Annotated in this window: 15 protein-coding genes and 1 tRNA gene; 4 read left to right on the forward strand and 12 right to left on the reverse strand. The window is 64.7% G+C overall.

The window, feature by feature from the left end; genetic code table 11:
- Positions 1 to 26 precede the first annotated feature (26 nt).
- The 3 genes from AC1DW9_RS30060 to AC1DW9_RS30070 all read left to right on the forward strand — a co-directional run bounded on the left by AC1DW9_RS30060 (position 27) and on the right by AC1DW9_RS30070 (position 1,846).
- Complete coding sequence (locus tag AC1DW9_RS30060) at positions 27 to 338, forward strand: RNA-binding S4 domain-containing protein (protein WP_476775491.1); 312 nt, start codon at positions 27 to 29, stop codon at positions 336 to 338.
- Between the two features lie 177 nt (positions 339 to 515).
- A complete protein-coding gene (fdxA, locus tag AC1DW9_RS30065) occupies positions 516 to 854 on the forward strand; it encodes a ferredoxin FdxA (protein ID WP_069878872.1) in 339 nt (112 codons plus the stop codon).
- Between the two features lie 389 nt (positions 855 to 1,243).
- Positions 1,244 to 1,846: a CarD family transcriptional regulator gene (locus AC1DW9_RS30070; protein WP_069878873.1), complete on the forward strand. Its 603-nt coding sequence runs from the start codon at positions 1,244 to 1,246 to the stop codon at positions 1,844 to 1,846.
- 402 nt (positions 1,847 to 2,248) lie between these two features.
- On the opposite strand, the gene AC1DW9_RS30075 is transcribed toward AC1DW9_RS30070, so the two are convergent.
- The gene (locus tag AC1DW9_RS30075) at positions 2,249 to 3,727 is read right to left on the reverse strand and encodes a M48 family metalloprotease (protein ID WP_476775490.1); all 1,479 of its coding nucleotides are present in this window, start codon (positions 3,725 to 3,727) and stop codon (positions 2,249 to 2,251) included.
- Between the two features lie 4 nt (positions 3,728 to 3,731).
- A complete protein-coding gene (locus AC1DW9_RS30080; protein WP_476855264.1) occupies positions 3,732 to 4,514 on the reverse strand; it encodes a hypothetical protein in 783 nt (260 codons plus the stop codon).
- A 28-nt stretch (positions 4,515 to 4,542) separates the two neighbouring features.
- On the opposite strand from AC1DW9_RS30080, the gene AC1DW9_RS30085 reads away from it, so the two are divergent.
- Positions 4,543 to 4,619: transfer RNA gene (locus AC1DW9_RS30085), tRNA-Arg, on the forward strand.
- Here AC1DW9_RS30085 and AC1DW9_RS30090 read toward each other — a convergent pair.
- From AC1DW9_RS30090 to AC1DW9_RS30135, 10 genes are all read right to left on the reverse strand, one after another.
- Positions 4,590 to 6,260 carry a recombinase family protein gene (locus tag AC1DW9_RS30090; protein WP_476775556.1) on the reverse strand — a complete coding sequence of 557 codons (1,671 nt, stop codon included), beginning with the start codon at positions 6,258 to 6,260 and terminating at the stop codon, positions 4,590 to 4,592. The genes AC1DW9_RS30085 and AC1DW9_RS30090 overlap by 30 nt on opposite strands.
- 82 nt (positions 6,261 to 6,342) lie before the next feature.
- Positions 6,343 to 6,666 carry a hypothetical protein gene (locus AC1DW9_RS30095; protein WP_476775488.1) on the reverse strand — a complete coding sequence of 108 codons (324 nt, stop codon included), beginning with the start codon at positions 6,664 to 6,666 and terminating at the stop codon, positions 6,343 to 6,345.
- A 205-nt stretch (positions 6,667 to 6,871) separates the two neighbouring features.
- Positions 6,872 to 7,591, reverse strand: a complete 720-nt coding sequence (locus AC1DW9_RS30100; protein WP_476775487.1) for a hypothetical protein — start codon at positions 7,589 to 7,591, stop codon at positions 6,872 to 6,874.
- A 110-nt stretch (positions 7,592 to 7,701) separates the two neighbouring features.
- On the reverse strand, positions 7,702 to 10,323 hold the full coding sequence (gene mobF, locus AC1DW9_RS30105) for a MobF family relaxase (protein WP_476775486.1): 2,622 nt from the start codon (positions 10,321 to 10,323) through the stop codon (positions 7,702 to 7,704).
- Positions 10,324 to 10,474: 151 nt separating this feature from the next.
- Entirely contained in the window at positions 10,475 to 12,163 is a 1,689-nt protein-coding gene (locus AC1DW9_RS30110) for a type IV secretion system DNA-binding domain-containing protein (protein WP_476775485.1), read from the reverse strand.
- A gap of 9 nt (positions 12,164 to 12,172) precedes the next feature.
- Positions 12,173 to 12,805 (reverse strand): hypothetical protein, encoded by a 633-nt coding sequence (locus tag AC1DW9_RS30115; protein ID WP_476775484.1) that lies wholly within the window; start codon positions 12,803 to 12,805, stop codon positions 12,173 to 12,175.
- Entirely contained in the window at positions 12,780 to 13,625 is an 846-nt protein-coding gene (locus tag AC1DW9_RS30120; protein WP_476775483.1) for a hypothetical protein, read from the reverse strand. Before AC1DW9_RS30120 ends, AC1DW9_RS30115 begins: the two co-directional genes overlap by 26 nt.
- 132 nt (positions 13,626 to 13,757) lie before the next feature.
- A complete protein-coding gene (locus tag AC1DW9_RS30125; RefSeq protein WP_476855265.1) occupies positions 13,758 to 14,678 on the reverse strand; it encodes a hypothetical protein in 921 nt (306 codons plus the stop codon).
- Positions 14,679 to 14,866: 188 nt separating this feature from the next.
- The gene (locus AC1DW9_RS30130; RefSeq protein ID WP_476775481.1) at positions 14,867 to 16,027 is read right to left on the reverse strand and encodes a DNA cytosine methyltransferase; all 1,161 of its coding nucleotides are present in this window, start codon (positions 16,025 to 16,027) and stop codon (positions 14,867 to 14,869) included.
- Positions 16,028 to 16,054: 27 nt separating this feature from the next.
- A partial coding sequence (locus AC1DW9_RS30135; protein ID WP_476855266.1) for a hypothetical protein occupies positions 16,055 to 16,911 on the reverse strand: 857 nt, incomplete at its 5' end.

Raw genomic sequence — 16,911 nt, forward strand, 5'->3', positions numbered from 1 at the left:
CCTGGGGCTGAGCGGAAAGGCTGTCCTTGCGGGAAGATCGCCAGCGTCTCGACAAGTGGCTCTGGTTCGCGCGTTTCTCCAAGACGCGCACCGTCGCTGTGCGTCTGGTGGATGACGGCCATGTCCGCGTGAATGGTCGGCGTGCAGGGAATGCAGCGCTTGGGCTCAAGCTCGGCGACGTGCTGACACTGGCGCTGGTGCATGAAACCATAGTGGTGCGCCTGCTCGCCCTGGGCAGCAGGCGCGGTCCCTATGAGGAGGCGCAACTGCTCTATGAGCGCTTGGGGGAGAGCACGCGCGGCGACGCGCCGCTTGCGGAGGACGATCCGAGCGGATAGAGCGCGGGAGCGGTTCGATAGGCCTGCCTGGGCAGGCTTGGGTGCTTCAGGAGGAGTTTCCTTCCGGAGCTGGCCGGAAGAGATTTGTCTTTCTGCCGCAGCCCGGATATCGACCTTGAAATACCCGCCTTCCGGGTCTTTATGATCCGGCGGGATGGACCGGGAAGGACTGGCGACATGACCTATGTGGTCACCGAAAACTGCATCAAGTGCAAGTACATGGACTGCGTCGAGGTCTGTCCCGTCGACTGTTTCTACGAAGGCGAGAACATGCTCGTCATCCATCCCGACGAGTGCATCGATTGCGGTGTCTGCGAGCCCGAATGCCCGGCCGAGGCGATCAAGCCCGATACCGAACCCGGCCTTGAGAGCTGGTTGCAGCTCAACTCGAAATATGCGTCGAGCTGGCCGAACCTGACCCAGAAGAAGGACCCGCCGGCCGACGCCAAGGACTTTGATGGCGTGGCTGGAAAGCTCGAAGAACATTTCTCGCCGAACCCCGGCGAAGGCGACTGAATTTCACCCAAGGGGAAGAGGCTGAGCGATGAGCACACCGGCGCTGCGACATGCAGTTCCGGTGTTAATCGGCGTTTACCTTTGATTCGGCGTGTTTTTTGTGATACACCTTTTCGTGCAGTCGAATTGGTTCCGCCTGCCCCTGCGAGGATTCATAAACGGGGCACCCCCATAGATACGGGATGACCAGGGCTTCCGGCAGAAGGCCGGAGCGTGGTGATTTTCGTGTTCGGTGGTCAAGTAGCAATCGGCTGAGGGAGCGTGAGGCTGCGGGTCCGTGACCGCTCGGTCGGGATTGCAACGCATCAGGCAGAGTGTCTCCGGTCATTCCGGCCGGGGACGTGTCATCGTGGGCCGTGTCAAGCGGTCCCGTCAGGAGTCGTAACGGCATGTCCACTGCGAAGAAAGCTGTTGTGCGCCAGGGTTTCAAGACGGGCGAGTTCGTCGTCTACCCGTCCCATGGCGTCGGCCAGATCACGGCGATCGAAGAGCAGGAGGTTGCCGGCTTCAAGCTTGAACTCTTCGTCGTCAGCTTTGCCAAGGACAAGATGACGCTGCGTGTTCCCACCGCCAAGGCTGTGAGCGTCGGCCTGCGCAAGCTTGCCGATACCGATATCGTCAGCAAGGCGCTGACGACGTTGACCGGCCGGGCCCGGATCAAGCGCACCATGTGGTCGCGCCGCGCCCAGGAATATGAAGCGAAGATCAATTCGGGCGATCTTGTCGCCATCGCGGAGGTCGTCCGCGATCTCTACCGCTCCGAGGCGCAGCCCGAGCAGTCCTATTCCGAGCGTCAGCTCTACGAGGCTGCGGTTGACCGCATGACCCGTGAGATCGCGGTCGTCGACGACGTGACCGAGACCGAAGCGCTGAAGAAGATCGAGGGCCAGCTCGCCAAGTCGCCGCGTCGTGCGGCCAAGGGCACCGAGGTCGACCCGGCTGATGCCGATCTCGAAAGCGACAATGACGATCTGCAGGAAGAAGCCGCCTGAGGCGATTCCTCCGGCATGATGCCAATCAACCCGGCGGGCAACCGCCGGGTTTTTTCTTGGCCAGACGGCTCCGGTTTTTGCGCGGGAGAAGGGCGACTAAGCGCTCCCAGGCTGGCTTGGCGGCCCTGAGCGTCTTCTCGTGATCCGGCAGCTGCTGGACCGGCCGCCCATCGCGCGCGGTCCGGTGGATCAGCAGGCGGGCCTTGATCTGCGTGACCCCACGGGACCTGGGCCAGATCGGGCGAGCGCCCATGGAGAACCTTGCGGCCAGTCAGTTCGGAAGCGGCGCCGGCAAGGTTGTTGCCGGTGCAGGGGGCGCCTGCAGAAGCCGATCACGCCGGTTCCGTCGGTGGCGCCTGATGCTGTAGCAAGGAAAGCCAGGGCTGCCCGCGCGGGCAGCCCCTATTCGGCGACGATCTTGTAGCGCTGGCCGGGCGTCAGCTTGCTGTTACGATCGAGCCCGTTCAGCAGCAGGAAGAGGTCGAACGCGCGCTCATGTGTCGCCATGCGGGCGGCCAGCGTTGCAGGCGTGTCGCCTTCGGAGGCGCTGACGATCCGCAATTGCAGAGGCTTCGTGGCCTGTGCTTCCGCTGCAGTCAGGACCCGGAAGCTGCTGAGCACGGCGCGCATCGGGCGCTCCGGATCGCTGCTGCCGCGGGCCGCCAGGATGAAGCGATAGACGCGATTGCCTGCCTGGATGGCGGCGAGCCTGAAGGTCCAGTCGGTCCCCTTGCCGCTGGCCAGGACGGCGGACTGGCCCTCAAGGTCGAGCTTTTCGACGGGGCCGGTCTCGACCCCGTCGATCCAGCCGGAGGCGACATAGGATTCGAGGGTCTGGCCGGGCTTGAGCGTGACCGAATCAAAACGCAGCGCCTGGGCACCGTTGCCGCTGACACCGATGACCATGTCGCGCGCCGCCTCGAGGTCGAACCCGTCGGGGGCATCGAAGGTGATGCGCAAGGTGCTGTTGAGATAGCGCCGGCCTCGTACCACGCCATCGCTCGGGTCGTCGCCATAGGCGATGCCGTCGATCGCAGCGAGCCAGCGGGCCGCATCGCGCTCGCCAAGCCCGGGTGCACCGATCTGGCGGGCGGACGCCGTGACGGCGGCGACGCGCTCCGGGGTCGAGGGATGGCTGGAGAGAATATCGAGCCGCTTCTCGCTGCCGCTCTGGCCCTGGCCGCTGTTGCGGAAGCTGGTATTGCGGCCGAGCGCGCCCAGGAAGCGGCCCGCTCCATAGGGGTCGTAGCCGGCGCGCGCGATGTTGCGGACGCTGATCTGGTCGGCAATCAGCTCCTGCTGTCGCGAGAAGCGGGCGAGCGAGATCTTGGAGCCGGCCTGAACGGAGGCGCCAGCAGCCGGATCGTTGAGCACCTGTGTGACGACTTGCGTGACAAGCGCAGACTCAGCTTCGGCCTCAGCCCGCTCGACGGCGTGATGGGCGGTTACGTGAGCGATCTCGTGGGCGAGCACCGAAGCGATCTCGCTGGTGTCGTTGGCGAGCGCCAGCAGCCCGCGCGTGACGTAGAGCCGGCCATTCGGCAGGGCAAACGCGTTCACCGCCGGCGAGTTCAGGATGGTGATCTCGTAGCTGCCGATCTGCCCTTCGCCAGCCTTGACCAGCCGCGCCACGACTTCGTTGAGCTGGGCCCGAGCGTTTGGCGCGCGGTACTCGCCGCCGAAAGCGGCCAGCAGCCGCAAATGCTCGCGGTCCGACGCGCGCTGGAACGTGCTCAGCCGCGGGGCAAGCTCGCCATCGGCCGGTTGGGGGGGCAGGACGCTCTGGTCGCCGAAGCAGCCGGAAAGCAGCAGGGCGGGAAGGAGCAGGGCGCCTAGTCGCGCCATGGGGCGTGACACAGTCTGTCGGCGAAAGGCCAGCATGGTTCTAATCGATCAGTTCCAGGGCTGCGCGGGAGGGGAGTTCAAGCGACAATCCATCCGGCCCGCTCAGTACGCCGCGCGCCCACACGCGTTTACCCGTCAGTGTCCTGGCGGTCCAGCCGACCTCCCGCATCTCCCGCCAGAGCCTCCTCGACACGACGACCGACGCACCGGCTCCCCGCCGGCGCGAAAAATTCAGATAGGAACGCTGCGGTCGCTCGCCGATCGATGCGATCCGCCCGTCCAGCACGATGACGCGACCGGCGTGCACCTTCAACGCGGCAATATCGTGACCATCGACGAGATTGGCTGGTTTTGGGCCAGTTTGTCGCGCGGATGGGGTGGCATTCGGGGCAGATGCCCGCAAGAGCGCGTCGCAGGGGCTGCTGACGGAATCGGGTAGATGCCAGGCTGCGCCGCTTCGGATGAGGGCGACCGACAGGTCCAGCGGTGCGGTGGCCTGGGTATCCGGATCGGCCAGCAGGCGCGCCGCGATGCGGCCCCAGCGATCGGGCTCGGCCAGGATGACGATCCGGAGATCGCGGCCTTGCCACGCTGCCAGGGCCGCGACGAAACGCGCGATCTCCGCGTCGTCCTGCCGAGGGGCCAGTCCGACGAGGCGTATCCGCCGGCCATCGTCGAGCAGCAGATCGCCGCTGGTGTCGGTGCCAGCCAAACGAACCGTCGGCGTCTCGGCGGCCGGGGCCGGACAGGAATCGTTCGCCAGCGCCTTGCCCGACGCGGCAATGAGACTCAGCATGACTGCAACAAGAGGCTTCACCCGCATGCGCTTTATGCTAAACGCATTCACGTGCGTCCCGGTAGCTCAGCAGGATAGAGCAACGGTTTCCTAAACCGTAGGTCAGGGGTTCGAATCCCTTCCGGGACGCCATTTCCGTACCAAACTGCGAACACCGGACGCAGGTACGCTCTTTCCGGCCACGACTTGTTCGAGCGTTGCGCGATCGCCGATGATGCGGATGGCGTGATCGTCGACTTCGACGCGATCAATGATCGAGCGGAGGTAAGCCTTGCGGAATGGTACCTCCCCCGTGGTGATATTCTCCCGCATGGCCCGGCCGAACTTTTCGATCACCTCTGGCGGAATTGCCGCTGCCGGAACGATCTGGGTCCGTATCCGGTCAAGCGCCGCCTGAGCTCGCTCGCGTTCGAGCTTGAGGTTGGCAATGCGATCCCGAAGGAGGTCGTCGAGTTCGGTGACGCCGTCCTCAATGAGCCGGTAGAGACGCCTGAGCTTGTCGGAGGCGTCTGTCGCTTCACGCTGGAGTGTCATTGCGCGCTCATCGATCTCGGCAGCCCTTTCAGCTCGGCGTGAGGAGGCGGCGGAGAGCATCTCCGTCAGGCGCTCGATGGTGAAGAGGGACCGGGAGAGGCTATCGACGACCATATTGTCGAGGGTGTCCATCCGAATCGAGCGTCCCTTGCAGGCTGACTTGCCCATCCGCGCGCAGGTCGAACAGGTATAGTATTTGTGGATGGCGCCGGATTTCGAGGTGCCCGTGCGCAGGGTCATCGCCCCACTGCAGGAGGCACAGGCCGCAAGTCCGGTGAGCAGGATCGGTCCGGTGACGACGCGCGGGGCGGTAACGCGGGGGTTATTCGCCTTCAGGGTCACCTGCACCGCATCGAACTCGGCCCGATCGATAATTGGCGGTACTTGGACGGTGATCCACTGATCGGCAGGTTTGTCGCGCAGCGTACGGGAGTCACGACGGTTGAATACGCATTCCCCCACATAGATAGTGTTGGTCAGAATCTTGTGGACGGTAGCGACACCAAAACGCGCACCCTTGCGGGTGCGATGGCCGCGCTCGTTGAGCCAGGCTGTCAGGGACTTGACCCCGAGCGGGCCGCTGCGTCCGTCGCCGTGCCGGTAAAGCCGGAAGATCAGCTTCACGGTTTCCGCCTCGACGGGATCAATCACGAGCTTCTTCTTAGCTCTCGCTCCGCGCTTCTCGACCTCCTCGGTGCGATAGCCCAGCGGCGCGGACGACCCGTTGTAGAAGCCCTGCCTGGCGTTTTCATTCATGGCCCGGCGCGTGTGCTTCGAATTTTCCCGACTCTGGTACTCGTCAAAGAGCGCGATTACCTGGCGCATCATCACCTGCGCCGGATCGTCGCCGAGCTCCTGGGTGATGGAAATCAGGCGGACGTCGGCCTTCGCAAGGCGACGGATATACATTTCGAGCCCGAAGGAGTCGCGGAAGAAGCGCGAGAAGGAATGGACGACGATGACGTCGAAGGGGCGATCGTCATCCGTCGCCCGTTCGATCATCCGCTGGAACTCAGGCCGGCTGTCGTCCATCGCGGACGCGCCAGGCTCGACATATTCGCTGACGAGCGACCAGCCCTTACCGGCGCAGAACGCCGCGATCTGATTGCGTTGATCCGGGATCGACAAGTCGCTCTCCGCTTGGCGACCGGTGGAAACGCGCAGATAGGCGCAGGCCCGGGGGAGATCGAGCGCGGTGCCTCCGGAACTGACTGGCTGGCGGCGACGAACCTGAGTCATGATAAACGCTTCTCTCTTAAACGTGTTGAGCGGACGGTAGCATGAGGGGACATTCGCTGGAGCCCCGGGGGGCTCCTCACGGTCAGCTTGCCCCGCAAGCTGCGAGGAGTTCGTCGAGCAGGCCGCCAAGATAGGTCTCGACGACCTCAATCTCCGCTGGCGTGACCGGCACCTCGGCCGGCCAGCCGTGGTGGACCGTCCAGTTTTCACCGACGATCCGATGGCGTTGTGAGGCCGAACGGCGGGAGCGTCCCCGCTGTGGCAGCGCGGCGGCCTGCGCGGGTACTGCGCGTACGTCGCGGGGCCTGCGGCCGTCGGTTGCTTTCTGTGCGCCGGCTACCGCGCGGGAACTCGATCGGTCGTGGCGATCGACGGCCACGGCCTGTGTTGTCTTTGTCTTCGGCATGTCGGGGATCCGTCCGCACCAGCCGACGACCTACGACTGCGGAGGCGGTCGCCGACCGGTGCGGACAGTTTCCTCACCTTCTCCGAGCGATCCCCGATCCGGCGGCGCAAGCGCTCCGTCGGACCGGGGACAGACCAAGGGTCGACCGGAATTCCGTCGGCGACAAGCTCCGGATCCGTGGGGACGGAGATCCGACCGAATCGCCTCACGCCGGTTCGACCTTCTCGTGCTCGCCTTCATCCTCGTCATCGTCGCGCGGAAAATCGCCGTAGATCAGTTCGTAGACCTCCCGATAATCGGCCTCCTCGAAACGGGCATCAGGGCCGACGACCTCGCCCGTCATGGCCCAGCCATCGCCCGGGTCGATCGCGTCGATCTCGAAGTTGAGGTCGGGGTGCTGGATTCCGAGTGCGCGATAGATGGGTTCCGGCATCGACGACGCCGTATCGAAAACGAACCCGATCACCTCGCTGTCGGAGAAGAGGATGTCGGCCGGACCGGCGTCCCGCTTCGTGCCCCAGTGATGAAGCGACCATTCGCGCCAGCCGATGAACCCCGTCGCTTCATGGCACGCGATCAGCTTCCGCGCGGCAGTGAGCACGCCCGGGCGATGCTGTTCAAGATGGACCAGAAGCGCGGCGCGTGATCCGATGCCGGCTTCCCGAACCCAATGAGTTGTGAGCGCCATTGCAAGCGTCATTCGGTTAGGGTCGTCGCCCCCTGGATCGAGGCCGAGCGCTACAAGGCCAAGTTCACCGTCGGCCGCACCTTCCGTGGCCAGGACGACGTCGGGCACGGGGACCACGGTTTCAAAATCGAAAACCAGACCATCTTCTTCGTCATCACGGAAATGCTGTTCCATGAACGCGGCAAGATCGGCTTCCGGGCCGATGGCGATGACCTTGTTTGCAATCCAGTTGGGCATGTTGAATCTCCTGTCAGTGACGAAACGTTGGATCGAAGACCGGTGCGAGCGATGGCCGCCCGTCCGGATTTGCCCGGGTCGGGCGGCGCCGGGGTCCCGGTCGCTATCCGCTAGTCATGAGACAGCTCCAGATCGCGCTCGTGCTCCCGGCTAGCGGCGGGAGTTCGCGCCTCCTCGACCGCCGCGGCGCGGATCAGCGGATCGAGCGTGCTGTGCTTCAGGTTCTCGTATGAGAGACAGCGGGACAGGTGTGCGAAACGCTGTCCCTGCTCGATGGTCGCCGAACGGTCGGCCGCGTCTGCCCGGATTTCGCGATCGAGAGCACGGCTATCGACGAACAGCCTCGTCTCCTGCCGGGCCCGGCTGAAGGCGACATAGGCGTCGTGGCGGTCAAACCGGCTCGACCCGAGCACAAGAGCGTGGTCGACGGACGCCCCCTGCGCCTGGAAGATCGTCGAGGCCCAGGCATGGGCAAGAAGGCTGCGGCCGCTGTCGTCGGCGACCTCCGGCAGCGCGAACCGGATTTCGCGCTGATCAAGTCGAACCGTCAGGGTGACGGTGCCGTCGTGCAGTGCGGTGAGGCGCGTCACCTCGGCTTCAGTGCCGTTCACGACCCCGAGTTCGTCGAAGCGACGCAGGAAGCGGATGCGATCGCCGACCGCCAGGGTGAGATCGTACTCCTGACCGGAAGGCGTCACCGCCCGGGTGGTTGCCTCGATGCCGCGAATGATCCCTTCGGACCGGAGATGCGAGCGGATCGCGGCAGACAGGGCCCGAACCTCGGCGTTGGTCTTCGCGACCGCGAGACGCGATGAACGGGGAGACGTCCGCCGAAGTTCGTTCCAGGCATCGGCGAGTGCGGTCACCGCAGCGACGGCGCCATCCGCTTCTACGATCAGGCCGCGGGCCTTGTAGGATTCCAGACCGGAAGCGGCATCGCCTCGCGCAAACGCATGAACGGCATCACGCGCCCAGGCCTCACGCTGTCGCACGATGGTGTCGAGGCGAGCTCCGGCGACAGTATCTTTGACGAGGCGAAGCGCCGAACCAGGTCCGATCGGTTGCAACTGACGATCATCGCCGACGAGCAGAACGGAAGCCTGCGCCGCTTCAACATGGGCGAGCAGCCGTTCCATCTGACGGCTCGACATCAGCCCGGCCTCGTCGACGATCAGGAGCGTCGCCGCTCCCAATGTCGTGCTGCCGAGCTCGATCGATGCCAGCCAAGCGTCGATCGAGCGGGAAGGCACACCGAGATCGCAGCCCAGGCTGACGGCGGCCTTCCAGGCGATCGATGCGCCAAGAACTTGAAAGCCCATCGTCTCCCAGGCGCGCGCCACGACGGCCAGCGTATGTGACTTGCCGGTACCGGCAGTGCCTTGCACGACCGCCAGCCGGACACCCGAAGTGGCGAGTTCGACCGCGGCTCGCTGTTCCGCGGTCAGGCTGGCCTTGTCCGCCAGCCTTACGACGATCTCCGGCGCCGGGGTCGGACGCCGATCTCTCGCCAGGCGTTCGGCCGAGTCGACGAGAGCCCGCTCGATGGCGATCATCTCCGGGGTCGAATAGCGCGGCGCTCCTGCACGATCGGTTCCCAGTTCAACCACGGTGCCGTTGCCGATCAGTTGCGCGACCTCGGTCTCGATCCGGGCCGCATCGGCCGCGGTGCCGACCAGCGCCGCACCGACGGCCTCGAACAGATGACGGCGCTCGAAAGCCGACTGGGTGAGGGTCAACCGGTCCGGAACCTGTGCCAGCCGTTCGGCGCTAGAAACAGGGGCACTGGCCAATTGCGCCTGCGCCCCCAGCGCCCGGGCAGACGCGACGATAAACTCCGGATCGTGACCCAGCCGGTGAACCGTATCGCGCCAGCGTTCGAAGCGATCGCCGCGCAGTGGCTGCATCTCCTTGTCGCGCCGGGTCGATCGCGTCAGCGATGCGGCCAGGGCCGGTGCAGCAGCGGAGGTCACACCGGCTGTGGCAAGCTCTTCCTCGATCGTCGCACGCCGCGCGCTGAAATACCGCGTGATCTCCGCCGGGACGCCCGCGACGTCGAACAGGCCGTCCTCGCTGACCTGGCCAAGGCTGAACCCGGCCTGCTGGAGTCGCGTGGCAAGGCCGACGCGGAAATGTACGCCGAGTGCCTTCTTCCACTGCCTGAGCTGAATGGTGTCGATCGCTCCGATCGAGCCATCCTGTCGGTCGGCGAGGTTGAGAATCGTGACATGCGTATGGCGCTGGGGATCGGGAGCAATCACGCCGTCAGCATGCCGTTCGGGCCGTGCCTCACCATGCGGGAATGCGGCTGCGATGAGCTTCACATGCTCGCGCTGGCCGCCATTATGACCGCGCCGGCCAAGCGGGAGCTCGCGTTCGAGAAATGCCATGGTCGCCGCGACGGCCTCGGATTCCGCCGTTTCGATCGTCGCCCGGAGCTTCGCGTCGCCGAGCGCCCACAGGACCGACACGCCCTTGGGGCAGGAGAAGGTGAGATCGACGCCGGCGGTATGAGACTTGCCGCCGCCGTTGGCGATCAGCGTCCTGCCGTCCTGATCCAACCCAGCGCACAGGCGCTGGAATCGGTCTGCGGCCACTTCGGCGCCACGCTCGACGCCGAGACCTGCATGGGCAGTCAGCCAGCGTCCCCTCGGCTCGCGGTCCGACAGATAGTAGGCCGCGCTGTCACGGGTGTAGTAGTCAGCGCGGTGAATGATGGCGAATGAAGCAACCACGAAAGCCTCCTGAAGAGGCTTCCCATCTATCGGGTCGTGACCCCGCAATTTTAGGGAACAAATCGGATAGCCGTGACAGGGGCCGAAGTTCCCGAAAACATGAAGCCCGCATCGAGCGGGCTCCTGTGTCCGATTTCCGGATGGCCCCGGCTCAGCGCCTCGTTTCCCAGGCGGTGACCGGCCAGGTGAGCTCGAGGATGTCGCTAAAGCCGATCACCAGAGCGCGCACGCGGCCGTCGATGACACCGAGCTCGGAACTGAGCCGTTCCGGGCGAACGATCGGGACTTCACGGATCGGAGGCGGCGGCGCATCGGGACCGCGATCGTCCTGCGGATTGATGACCGAGCGCTTGCCGATCAGCCGCTCCGAGACCTGGATGGCGGCCTCGCCCTGCCGCATGCGGCCGACGATCATGGTCGCAAAGCGTCCCAGCATGTTCTCGGCTCCGGCATGACCGTAGCTGATCCGAAGCTGGTTGAGGTCCTGAAGCGTCGCGATGACCGAGACGTTCTTGTTGCGTCCGACGTCGAGCAGTTCCTGAAACCGGCCGAGCGCTCCGAGCTGATGGATTTCGTCGAGGACGAGATGCAGGCGCAGCTTGCGTTCAGGATTGAAGGCCACATCCGTCGCGTGGGCAGCGATCAGGTCGACCACCGCGCCGATCCAGGCGGCACTGAGCTCGGCATGCCGTGCGGAGCGCTGGAGCAGGACGGCACGCGGCTGGCTGACATCGCCGTTCAGCCAGCGCACGAACGAGAAGCGACGCTCTGCCGGAACATCCTTCCAGATTCGGGCAAGCGGAGCGAGCACCCGCAGGATCTGCGCCCGGAAGGTGAGGACGAAGCTCGCCGACGTCTTCGACAGGGTGCGGCCGTCCTCGCCCATATCGAGCAACGCCGCCGCGGCCGGATAGGCCCGTTCCAGTTGCTCGCGCATCGAGACGGGATCGAGCAGCGTTGCCTCGTACAGTTCGGCGGCGCCCCATGCGCGGCCATGGGTCCTCTGGCAGATGGCGATGCAGCCGGTGAGGATCGTCGCTCCGCCGGCATCGAAGACGGCGTTGCCATGGCGCTCCCCGGGGCGCTCTTGCAGCAGCCGGCGGGCGACGGCGTCGGCATCATCCAGGGTCACCACGTCCTCGCCCAGCGCCCATGCCCAGGAGTTCTTATCACTGACGCCAACGCAGGCGACGTGCTCGTCGGCCAGCGGGAAACCACGCCGAAGCTCGCCGGTCGTGTCGTGAGCCAGGATGCCGATCGACGCATCGCGCGGGGAACGGAAGCCGGTCAGGATCTGTTCGATCAGGAACAGCACGATGCGGGTCTTGCCCGAGCCCGGCGCGCCCAGAATGAGGGTGTTGACGAGACTCCTGATCCGGGACAACCGGACACCGGGCGCGAGCAGGTGGTCATGTCCGGCCTCCATGACTTCGTCTGCCATGGCCGCGTTCGCCGTCCGGATTGCTGCCTTGCCACTGACGCGACGCAACCCTTCGACATGGCGTCGCGCATCCATCAGCGGCGTCGCTTGCCAGGCGATGGGGCCGGCAGCGCCTCCGGCAACGGTCGCGCCGGCGATGATGACGGCAAGGCGGGCCATCAGGGTATGATGCAGGTCGTAAGCCCCGATGATCGGAAGCAAGGTCGCGCGCTCCCAATACGCGAGCCGCAGGATGTCGAGGCCGGTGAGCGAAGCCGGCATGTCATGGCGCCATCCCGACCAGGGCACGATGCCCAGCATCACGATGGCTGCGGCGAACGCGAACAGGCCGAAGAACAGAGTCGTGGCGAAAATCGCCGGCGTCGTCGGACGCGATTCATAGTTGGATTGTGCGGTCATGATGGATCCTTACGGTTTGAGTTGTCCAAGGCCGCGCCAGACGATCAGGTGCTGGCCTGCCTGGAGGGCGGCGGCATCGGGGGCGCTGTTCATCCGGCGCAGCTCGACTTCGGGGATGGCCAGCCACCTGGCGGCGTCCTGCCAGGCGAGACGGGTGTCGACGCGGTACAGGCAGCCGTCGATGGAGGCGGTCAGCCGGGAGCACATCGGCCAGTCGTTGGTGGTCAGCGGCCTGACGATCAGCTTCCGGTTGGCGAGAAGCGGCGCTGCCAGCATCGCAGCGGCCACCGCGATGCTGGCGAGCGTGCCGCCGATGAGGCTGGCGCGCGTCATGCGATACAGGAGCGGACCCGGCTGCCTCGGACGGATTGAACGAGTCGAAGCGCCGGACGGACCAGGAGCGGCCTTGTCGATCGGGCGCTTCGCCGGCTGCGACACGCCGGTGATATGCATGACGATCGCCGAAAACTGTTCCGCACTGAGGCGCCGGATCACCGACGCCGGCTGGCTCGCGAACTGTTCCCGCGTCATCTGGCGACATCGTGCAATCAGTTCCTCGATGGCATGGGTGCGTTCGGTCAGCGCCCGATCCCGGTTCTGCTGATGTTGCTGGCGATCAGACATGGGCCCCTCCAGCGGCAAGCGTCGGGAGCAGGTCGCCAAGGCCGGTTTCCATCGCTGCGAGATAGGCGGCGATGTCGCCGCGCATCAGTCGCGCGGCTCCCCGTTTGAGACCGGTCTTCTCCATGACCGTCGCAAGGTCCCAGTCGATGATATCGATCAGGCGGGCATGGACGCGCTCGGCATGGCGCAGGCTCGACCCGTCGACGCGCGGCATGACGATCACAGGGTGCTCCGACAGCATGCGCCTGACGCGCCGGCGGCCGGCCTCGTCGAGATAGGGCAGCATGTCCGCGAGCGACCCGCGCCAGCGGTTCTCGACGATGATCATGCGCGCGTCCGGCACGATCTCCTTCACGCGATCGAGCTCGATCGTGGCCTGGGCCATCGCTTCCGGCGAAGCCACGACGACGAGGAAGATCGTGAGCGCGACGCCGAGATCGGCCAGCTCGGTATTGAGGTCGACGAGGCGGTTGTGATCATGGAAGATCGGCGTTAGCCCGCCTCCGACTTCGAGCAGGAAACCGCGACGCGATGCGCCGAGAGCCGCGAGCCGATCGGTGAACGGCTCGAACAGTTCGACGATCGCGTCCGGATTGCTGCGCGATTTGCGCGCAATCGCCGAATCGAGAGTGACGATGTCCCGCCCGAGCGTCCGGGCGAGCTTCGATTGATGGTCGAACTGCAGGATGTCGAGCGGTGTGCCCGACACTTCGGCGAGGTCGGCGAGCGTGAGCGTCAGGGTGGACTTCCCCGAGCCGCCGACGCCGGAGAGGATGACTCCGGCGAGGGGCTGGTCGGTCTTGGCAACAGAAATGGGTCCCGCGATTGATTCAGGCACGATGATCTCCTTGGGACTCGCGCAACGCGGTCCAATCGAATGAGGAAGTGAGGGAGTTGCTACGACCAGGAACTGCGGCTGAGCTGCCTGGTGGCGTTGTCGACAACGCCACCAGGTCGATGCCGCGGTTGGTCAGTGCAGACTGCCGCCGGCGCTATTCGCGGTCGGATCGGGCAAGGCAGCGCGCTGCAGGCGACCAGCCTCGCGCAAGCTATCCACCATGGCGCGCTGATCCTGGGTGTACGAGACGAAGGCTGTCAGCGCGATGTCGCCATAATAGGCCACAATCTGGGCCTCTTCCGGCGAGAACGACCAGCGAGAGCGCCACTCCATCAGCTCAACGGGCGAGATTTTTTCACCGGTCTTGCGGACGGACGAGACCCGCGCGATCCAGGCTGCGAGGCAGCGATGGACGGCATTCAGGATTCCAACGGTCACAAGCTCGTCGACGGMTGCCGTCACCGTCTCGTCCCAACCGTCGCAGGCGGCAGCAATCGCCTCACCTTCAGCGTGGAGCGCCACTGCCACGGCCGAAGCGTCGCGCTTGCCGGGAAACCACGACACTGCCGCCCTCCGCCCCTCCTCGTAGAGGTGGGTCATCCGCGCCGTCGCGGCGTCGTGATCCGGTTCGCCACCTTCCTCAACGTTGGAAACCGGGCAGCGCTGGGCCAGCCAACGAAGCGTCTCCCCGCCAAACGTACCGTCTGCGGTCCGACCAACCGAACGAGCCATCACTCCCATCGACCGCTCGGTGGAAGCAAAAACGTTGAGTGCGAGAGCTTCGAGCACCTGGATTTCGTGCTGGCGCAGGGCGTCCTCATAAGAAGCCATGTCCACGCCGATCCACTTCAACCACGCTGCGAACGCACAGCCGGAAAACTCAACTCCGCTGCCGGCCAGCGTGCCGGAAGCCGGTGCGCCGGCGATAGCGCCGGGCGCGCTGGCGTGGCTGCGTTCCTGAAGCCGCTGGCCGCGCGCGCCCTGGACGCGGCGCAAACGGGCCAACACCTTCTTCAACCCCGAAAACTGCTTGCTGAACTTCTCGTTGGGCATCGAAACCTCCTGTGTTGATGCCCGACCACCCTGCCGTATCGAAGGGCTCCAATTTTCTGGAACAAATCGGAAAGGTGCGACCGGATTCACTTTGGCCAGCGGCGGCGGCGTGCCGGTTTTGAATGAGAAAAGCCGGCGGACACGGGGTCCGCCGGCTGGCGATGGAGCGACAATCGGGTTCAAAAAGATCAGGCGGACGCCCATCCATCCAGTTCACGGATGGCTGCCAGGATCAGGGCGGCAACCGGAACCGGCCAGGCATTGCCCACCAGCCTGGCGATCTGCGCACGGGTCAATGGCTTGCCACGCCAGGTCACCCCGTGCAGCCAATCATCCCGGAAGCCCTGCGCACGCATGATCTCCAGCGAGGTCGGCCGGCGAACGATACGACCGTGCCCCCTGATGGTCTGAACCACGAGGAAGTCGAGTTCGGACAGGCGCATTCCGGCCTTGACGATGCCCGATCCGCTTGCGGTCAGCGTGCCGAGCCGCGGCGGGTGGTGGAGGTCAGGGCGAGTTGCAGGGCGCGCGGCATCCTGTACCCGTACCGACTTGCGCGACGCAGCACGCCCGCTGCCGCCTGCGGCGAGAGCGAATACGTCAGCAGGTGCGGGCCCGGCGCCTCCGCGATGGCCGAGAACCCAGAGACGGCGGCGGCGCTGCGGCAGTACGTCTGCCGCGTCGATGATCCTGACGTCGCAACGGTAGCCGAGCGCACGCAACCGCGCGAGGAGCTGGCGGAGTGCCCAGCCGCCATTCGACGACGCGAACCCGGGGACATTTTCGAGGAGGACCCATTCGGGTTCCACCGCGGCAACAGCGTTGAGCACGCCTGCGCTGCATTCACGCGGATCGTTGAGACCCTTGCGGAGCCCCGACGCCGAGTGGGGCTGGCACGGGAAACCCGCGGTGAGGATGTCGATCTGACCATGAAAGCTGCTCCAGTTGCATGAGTTGAGGTCGCCGAGATTCGGCGTTGTCGGGAACTTGTGTGCCAGCACCGCGCAGGCGACGGGGTCGATTTCGGCGACGCCCGTCAGCTCGTGGGGGGTGTCGGCGAGCTCGAACGCCGCGACATCGCCCGCCATGCCGGAGCACAGGCTGAGAGCCTTGACCGGCCTTGCGGGCGGCAAGCTTTTCCGGCGAGAAGATGCGGCCTGAGCGGATGATCCGCGCCGCCGCCCCCTGTTCGGGGTCTGCTGATGTCGAAACCTGGGCAAGATAATGCCTCCTCTGTGCAAGCCGGTGAATCCGGTGCGAGGAGGCTTAAGGGTCGCGGACCCCGGAATTTTAGGGAGCAAATCAGAAAGGCGCCGGTAGCAGAAAACGCGCTGGCACGAAGGAAGCACAAGGCCTCCTTCGGCAAGATTGGTCGATTACCAGGCGAGCGGAAGGAAGGGACGCACCACGAGCTCTTCGTCTTTGTTGCGCAACTTGCGGGTTCGCGCGGCGGGTTTCGACGCCAGCAACGCCTGCATCACGAGGCCCGAGGAGGCCCTCTCCGGCACGAACTCCAGGAGTTCGTTCTTACGTCGCTTCCCGGTGATGCGGCCGTAGACACGGCGCCATACGACGGATTCCTGCCCGGTACTCACAGTCTGCTCCGCTATCGTCGATAGCTGATCAACGCCGGCAAACAGCTCCGCGTGCCTACGAACGAGATCGCAGATATTGGCGATTTCCTCCGCTCCGTCACACAGGAAGGGCGCGTCATCTTCGAGAAGATCCAGCATTGGCAGACAGAGTTCGCGCGGCAGGAGCAGGCGGTCCCGACGCCCCAGTCGCCCAAGCCAGGCAGCCACTCCCAGGTGGCGATTGCATCTGGCAAGCCCGGGGTGCAGCTGTTGCGGGTTGAAGCCGCTGTGAAGAGCGATCAAAAAATATTCGAATGTCGTCAGCTTGAACTCTTCGGATTGACCGAACATAGATCGAAATCTATCTGAATAAAACTCTCCGAAATATTTCAGATTGTGTCGATTTCCGTGCTGAGCGACCTCCAATGCGCAGGCTCTTCTGTAGCCGCGGTGCAGAATCTTTAATATATAAAAATAGTAATCCTCAAATTTGAATCTATTTTGCATTTTTCCATAGAAATCATCGAAAAATGGTAGTTCATCATCCACATTTCTCGCAAATTCAATCGGAGATATGCCATAAATTTCTTTAAACTTTTTACCTTTAATATCAAAAAATAGCACACTGGGATTATCGTATTCATATTCCTGACATTGGC

This window comes from Allobosea sp. P4_E12, assembly GCF_056401655.1.